This window comes from Acetonema longum DSM 6540, from assembly GCF_000219125.1.
GTDB lineage: Bacteria > Bacillota > Negativicutes > Sporomusales > Acetonemataceae > Acetonema > Acetonema longum.
Genome location: NZ_AFGF01000244.1, coordinates 1 through 1,516, shown reverse-complemented (window position 1 = coordinate 1,516; position 1,516 = coordinate 1). Strand labels below are relative to the sequence as shown.

1 protein-coding gene is annotated in these 1,516 nt (G+C 50.6%); it reads right to left on the bottom strand.

Features of this window, described 5'->3' with window-relative positions:
• Positions 1-1,395: hemagglutinin repeat-containing protein (locus ALO_RS18980; protein WP_413788510.1), on the bottom strand; the 1,395-nt coding region annotated here is incomplete at its 3' end.
• Positions 1,396-1,516 lie beyond the last annotated feature (121 nt).

Sequence of the window (1,516 nt, the reverse complement as noted above, 5' to 3'; positions counted from 1 at the left end):
CTTTTCCTGGACTGTCTTTTTGTCAAAAATCTGGTCCAGCTTATTGACGGCATTCTCTGTATCTCTTCTCAGTTTCGTAATGTCCGCTTTCTGATTAGCCTGGTCTCTGATTTCAATGGTTCCCTCAGCAATGGCTGCATGAGTTGTACTAGTCTTCTCATCGGATACCGGAACTCCCATATTGGGTGTCCAGCCCTTATCTTTGTTCTCTACACCCGCACCTTTCGCATAGTTGACACCAAAGCTTTTCGCCTTGTACTTCGCTTCATTTTCAATATCCGAGAAGGTGAGTGTCCCAGTCGAGAGCCTGTTCTTCCCTGCCTCCGCCTTACTGGCCATAACGGCGCCTTTTAAGTCGGTGTTGCCTTCCACATAAACATCAAACCCGCCTTTGCCGGCAAAGATTCCTGTCTGCTCATTGACGCTCTTGTACGTAGAGTTCATTGTCCCTTTATTGAACCCTACATTCGATGCCATCCCTATGCCGATTTTGCCGTTTATGGATTTATTCTTCTCGTTGTAGGTCTCTACATCCTGCAGGCTCGCCAGGTTCAAATTCCGGCCTACATTCAGGTTAATGCTGTCGCCATGAGCCTGCGCGCCGACCAGGTTGGTGTCCCGACCGGAGATCATGGTGAGATTGGCATTGCCGGTGACCATGGCTTCTGTCCAGGTGGTAGCGTGTCCTGTGGAGTTGCTGCTATTTTTGCTGCCTTCCAGGTAATAGCTGACACTAGAATTGGGGCCCAAGCTGGCGCTGGCGCCAAAGCCATAGGAGCCGCCGCTTGATTTCATGATGGAATCGGTAGTGTTGGCCTGGGCTTTGAGGCTGACATCTCGGGCAGCGGAAAGGTAGACATTATTGCCGCTGACCGAAGAACCCAGGATATTCAGGTCACCGTCTACGGCATTTCCGGTTAAATCGATTTGGCCGCTGCCGGTGGCGATAAGGTTGATATCGCCGGAGGAGGTCAGGCTGCTGCCGCGGACGGTAGCGGCGCTGGTGGTGGTTTCGGTTTTTTGTTTGCTGCTGCTAAAGCCGACAGTGGCGGTAAAGCTGTTGTCGACTTTTTCGTTTTTCTCTTTGGTATTGTTATTGGCTGGGGTGTTGTCGCCCGTATTCGTTTGGCTGTTATTTCCTGTAGTGGGTTGGCTATTGCCGTTACCTGAATTGACTGGGTTGTTGTTTCCTGTAGTCGTTGAGCTGGTGTTTGCGCTGGGATTGGGCTGGGTGTTGGCGGTAGTTGCATCTGCTTGGCTATTGTTGTTCTTTTTCTTGCTATTTTCCTGAAGTTCTTTATAGCCGGCCTTGGTCCCATCGTAAGCCTTTTCTCCTGAACGGTAGGCTTTGAGGCCATAAAGAGCCTTTAACCGGTCATCCTGGATGTCTTCCATCCGGTTAACGGTGTCATAGGTGTCCTGGACGGCTTGGAGGGTGTTGTTGGTGAGTGATACAGTGAAGCCGTTTTGTTTGAATTCCGTGGTGGAGTGGGAATCAAAGGTGTTGAAGGCACCT